Origin of the sequence: Actinoplanes sp. NPDC051633, from assembly GCF_040681735.1 — a bacterium.
Taxonomy (GTDB): Bacteria; Actinomycetota; Actinomycetes; order Mycobacteriales; family Micromonosporaceae; genus Actinoplanes.
Genome location: NZ_JBFAZH010000611.1, coordinates 1 through 4,798 on the forward strand (window position 1 = coordinate 1; position 4,798 = coordinate 4,798).

Here is a 4,798-nt window from a genome sequence, read left to right on the forward strand (position 1 = left end):
CTCTGTCTCTTTTTTAATAGGTGCTGATGCCTTTCTTATATGATGGTCTATCCCTGACACATCACCTTGATATGCATGTGTTAAAGCGCCCTGAAGGTCAGCGAGACCACGATCAAGACCCACGTCGGTCACCTGCTGACCAAGCTCCGCCTGCGCGATCGGGTCCAGGCGGTCGTCCTCGCCTACGAGACCGGGCTGGTGAAGCCCGGCGACTGAGAGTCGCCGGGCTTGGTCAGCGGGTCGGTCCGCGCGGAGGGGGCCACGGTCTCGGGGCTCTGGCCTCTCCGGCGCGGCGTGGTGTCAGGAGCCGGCGCATGTAGCGCGCGATGGGCGGCGTGCGTTGCTCGCGGCGCACCATGTCAGGCCGCCGCCGGCGCCTGCGAAGTCACGCGCCGGATCTGGATGTCGCCGCTCGCCGTGCGGATCCGCAACTCCAGCTTCGCGCCGGTGTCCGCGGCCGGCGCGTCGCCGGTCATGGTCAGCTCGTTGCGGGTCTTGCCGGAGGCGGTGTTCACGTCGAGCCACACCCCGGTGCCGGCGAGCACGCCGACCGTCACGTCGCCGGAGGCGGACGAGAGCCGCGCCTCGCCCTGCCGCAGGCTGCCGACCTCGATGTCGCCCGAGGCGGTCTCGACCCGGGCCGAGCCGCCGGCCGAGCGGACGGTGATGTCGCCGGAAGCCGTGTCGGCGTTGACGTCACGGGTGACGTCACTGACCTGGAGGTCACCGGACGAGCTGTGGATGCGCAGCGACCCGCCGACCCGGCCGACGGTCACGTTGCCACTCGCCGCCTGCAGCTCGGCGTCGCCGGTGACATCCTCGACGCGGATGTCGCCGGAGGCCGTCTCAACCCGGGCCGCGGCGAACCGGCCCGTCGCCCGCACGTCGGCGGAGGCGGTCTTGACGCCGATCGACGAGTCGAGCGGCACCCGCACGGTGATCCGCAGCTTGCCGGTGCGGCGCCAGCTCCAGCCGGCGGCGTCGGGCGCGCTCACCACCAGCGTGTCGCCCTCGAGGCTGATCAGGGTGTTGTCCGCGGCGTTGCGGGCCGCATCGGAGCCGTCCAGCGGGTGCGCCTCGGCGAGCACGCTCACCCGCTCCTCGGCCACGATGTCGACGGTCCCGGCGTGGGTGCTGAGCGCCACGGCGACGGGGGTGGATCGGTCGAACTCAGGCATTGCGTTCTCCTCAGCTGGGGCGAATCAGGCTTGGGCGAAACCGGTGATGCGTTTGCCGCCTCGGCCGGGCGGGGGCCCGGCCGGACGCTGGACGGCTGCGGTGACCGCGCGGACCAGCCATGCGTTCACCGAGATGCTCTCGGCGGCCGCGGACTGCTCGACGTGCGCCTTCAAGGACTCCGGCATGCGCAGCGTCAGCCGGGTGAGGTCGCCGTCCGCGGCCGGCGGCACGGGCGCCGCCTCCGGCTCGGCCGCGGTGGTGGACACGACGAGATCCGCCTCGCGACCGCGCAGCCGCACCTCGACGGACGAGTCCGGCAGCCGGGTGGTGATCTCGGCAGCCGCGTCGGAGAGCGCCTCGAGCATGGCGAGCCGGGCGGACGCGGCGAGCGATTGGCTGAGCATCTCGGCCGCCCGCGCGGTCTCCGGCCCACCGGGCGCGGCGGCCGCGGCGAGATCGGCGGCGAGCGATTCGAGGTACGGCGTCAGGTCCATGTCACCACTATGACGTCATGTATGACGTCAGTCAAGCGTCAGCAGACCGTCATGGTGGTGGCATAAGGGAGATCCCTGAGCCGGCGTAGGTGGCCACCCGCACAGAAATCTCCGCGTTCGGCTCCGTCCAGCGGCGGACGCCCGGCGACGGAAACCCGCCGACACTGATCCGGACCACGACGAGGGGATGCGGACAGTGACCGAGTTGGCGGCGAGAGCCGAGGACGTGTGGCGGGTGTACGGCGAGGGCGAGGCCCGAGTGACAGCGCTCCGCGGGGTGAGCGTCGGTTTCCGGAGGGGCGAGTTCAGCGCGATCATGGGGCCGTCCGGCAGCGGCAAGTCGACGCTGATGCATTGCCTGGCGGGGCTGGACTCGGTGACCCGGGGCACCGTGCGGGTGGGCGACGTCGACGTGACCGGGCTCGGCGACAAGGCCCTGACCCGCCTGCGCCGGGACCGAATCGGGTTCATCTTCCAGCAGTTCAACCTCCTGCCGACGCTGACCGCGGCGGAGAACATCCGGCTGCCGCTGGACATCGCGGGACGCAAGCCGGACCCGCAGTGGTGGGAGACCGTGATCGGGACGGTCGGGCTGGGCGACCGGCTCGGGCACCGGCCCAGCCAGCTCTCCGGCGGCCAGCAGCAGCGGGTCGCCTGCGCGCGGGCGCTGATGAGCCGGCCCGACGTGATCTTCGCGGACGAGCCGACCGGCAACCTCGACTCGCGGTCCGGCGCCGAGGTGCTGGGCTTCCTGCAGCGCAGCGTCCGGGAGTACGGGCAGACGATCGTGATGGTCACCCACGATCCGGTGGCCGCGGGCTACGCGGACCGGGTGGTGTTCCTGGCCGACGGCGAGATCGTGCACGAGCTGGCCGAGCCCGACGCCGACACGGTGCTGGACGCGATGAAGGGCCTCGAGGACAGCCGAGAGCCGGTGCACGCCTGATGTTGCGCGCGACGATCAAGAGCCTGCTGGCCCGCAAACTCCGGCTGATCCTCTCCGGCCTGGCCGTGGTGCTGGGCGTGATGTTCGTGGCCGGCGCGTTCGTGGTGACCGACACGCTGAGCCGCTCCTTCGACAACCTGTTCGCCAGTGCCTATTCGGACCTCGACGTGCGGGTCGCCGCGACGCCGAAGGTGGCGATGTCCGAGATGGAGGGTGAGCAGGTCGCCACTCCGCTGCCGGCGTCGCTGGTCGACCGGGTCCGGGCGGTCGGTGGCGCCGCCGAGGTGACCGGCGTGGTCGACGCCGACGGTGCCAGGGTCATCGGCTCGGACGGCAAGGTGCTCACCTCGCAGGGACCACCACGGCTCGGCGGCAACTGGACCGGCTCCGGTGACCTGCGGGTGATGCGCGCCGGGCACGCCCCGCAGCGCGACGACGAGATCGTGGTCAACGCGCAGGTCGCCGAGCAGGCCGGGCTGAGCGTCGGCGACCGGGTCGGCGTGCTCACCCGGGAGCCGAAGAAGGAGTTCACGCTGGCCGGCATCTTCGGCTACTCCGGCGACCGCGACAGTCTCGGCGGCTCGCAGGAGGTGCTGTTCACGACGCCGGTGGCGCAGCGGCTGATGCTGGGCGAGACGGGCGTCTTCAGCGCTATCGACGTGCGGGCGGCCGGCGGCGTGACGCCGGAGGCACTGCGTGACCGCATCGCCGCGACGGTGGGCCCCGGCTACGACGTGAAGACCGGCGACCAGCTCGCCGAGGCGACCGCGGCCGGGCTGCAGGAGGGTCTCGGCTTCTTCAACAAGATCCTGCTGGGCTTCGCCGGGGTGGCGCTGTTCGTCGGCGTGTTCCTGATCCTGAACACCTTCTCGATCATCGTGGCGCAGCGCACCCGCGAGCTCGCCCTGCTGCGGGCGATGGGCGCGAGCCGCCGCCAGGTGATCGGCTCGGTCCTGGTCGAGGCGCTGGTGATCGGGCTGCTGGCCGCGGTGCTGGGGCTGGCCGCCGGAGTCGGCGTGGGTTACGGCCTGGCGTCGCTGTTCAGCAGCTTCGCAGGTGGCCTGGCGCTGGCGTCGGTCGGTGTCCCGCTCGCCGCGGTGCTCAGCTCGCTGATCGTCGGCGTGGTCGTCACCGTGGTGGCGGCGGTCCTGCCGGCGCTGCGGGCCGCCCGGATCCCGCCAGTCGCGGCGATGCAGGACGTGGCCACGCCCGACCGGCCGCTGACCAAGGTGACCGTGGCCGGCGCGGCCATCGGCGCTCTGGGTGCGGCAGGACTGGGCGTCGGGCTCTACGCCGATGTCGGCAACTCGATGGTCGAGTTCTTCGCCGGCGTGCTGCTGACCTTCGTCGGCATCGCGCTGCTCACCCCGGTGATCAGCAAACCGGTGGTGGCCGTGCTCGGGCGCTTCTTCTCCTGGTCACTGCCGGGCCGGCTGGGCCGGCGCAACTCGGGCCGCAACCCACGCCGCACGGCGATCACGGCGGCCGCGCTGATGGTCGGCATCGCGCTGGTCACCGGTGTCACAGTGCTGATGGAGTCGGCCAAGCAGAGCCTGTCCGGCTCCGCGGAGGACACCATCAAGGCACAAGTGGTGATCAGCGGGGAGCAGACCGGGCCGCGCCCGCCGACGTTCGACCCGGCCGTGCTGTCCGAGGCGAGGCAGATCCCCGGGGTACGCGCCGCCGCCGGCCTCTACAACGACCAGGGCCTGGTCGACGGCAAGCTGACCTACCTGTACGCCGCCGACGACCTCGGCCAGCTCGCCGACGCGTACGGCGCCACAGCCACGGCCGGGACGCTGCGCACCCTGAAGCCGGACGAGATGGTGGCCGGCGTGGACAAGGGCTGGGCGGTCGGCACGAAGCACACCGTCCAGCTGTCCCGGGGCGAGGCGAAGACGTACACGGTCGTGGCGACGTACGCGGAGAACGCCCTGCCCGGCAACCTGCTGCTGCCAGCCGCGGCGGCGGCGAGCTTCGGCACGCCGCAACCGGTCATCGGTTTCGTCCGCCTGGCGGACGGGGTCTCGGTCGACCTTGTGCTGCCGCAGGTCAAGCCGCTGGTGGCGGACAGTCCGGAGGTCTCCGCGCAGGACCGCAGCGGGTTCATCGCGCAGCAGGCGGCGCAGTTCGACCAGATGATCACGATGGTGCAGATCCTGCTGGCGCTGGCGATCCT

The 4,798-nt window shown here is 71.7% G+C and carries 4 protein-coding genes and 1 pseudogene; 3 read left to right on the top strand and 2 right to left on the bottom strand.

The window, feature by feature from the left end; all coding sequences use genetic code 11:
- Positions 1–87: 87 nt before the first annotated feature.
- Positions 88–216: pseudogene (locus AB0M20_RS27885) on the top strand (LuxR C-terminal-related transcriptional regulator); the annotation flags it as partial.
- 143 nt (positions 217–359) lie between these two features.
- Here AB0M20_RS27885 and AB0M20_RS27890 read toward each other — a convergent pair.
- Together AB0M20_RS27890 and AB0M20_RS27895 are read right to left on the bottom strand one after the other, a co-directional pair.
- Positions 360–1,178, bottom strand: a complete 819-nt coding sequence (locus tag AB0M20_RS27890; RefSeq protein ID WP_364303134.1) for a DUF4097 family beta strand repeat-containing protein — start codon at positions 1,176–1,178, stop codon at positions 360–362.
- A gap of 24 nt (positions 1,179–1,202) precedes the next feature.
- Positions 1,203–1,673 (bottom strand): hypothetical protein, encoded by a 471-nt coding sequence (locus tag AB0M20_RS27895; protein ID WP_364303137.1) that lies wholly within the window; start codon positions 1,671–1,673, stop codon positions 1,203–1,205.
- Between the two features lie 187 nt (positions 1,674–1,860).
- Between AB0M20_RS27895 and AB0M20_RS27900 the strand changes: the two genes are divergently transcribed.
- Positions 1,861–2,619, top strand: coding sequence for an ABC transporter ATP-binding protein (locus AB0M20_RS27900; protein ID WP_364303139.1), 759 nt, complete (start codon positions 1,861–1,863; stop codon positions 2,617–2,619).
- The coding region (locus tag AB0M20_RS27905) for an ABC transporter permease (protein WP_364303141.1) at positions 2,619–4,798 on the top strand (2,180 nt) is incomplete at its 3' end. The genes AB0M20_RS27900 and AB0M20_RS27905, both read left to right, overlap by 1 nt.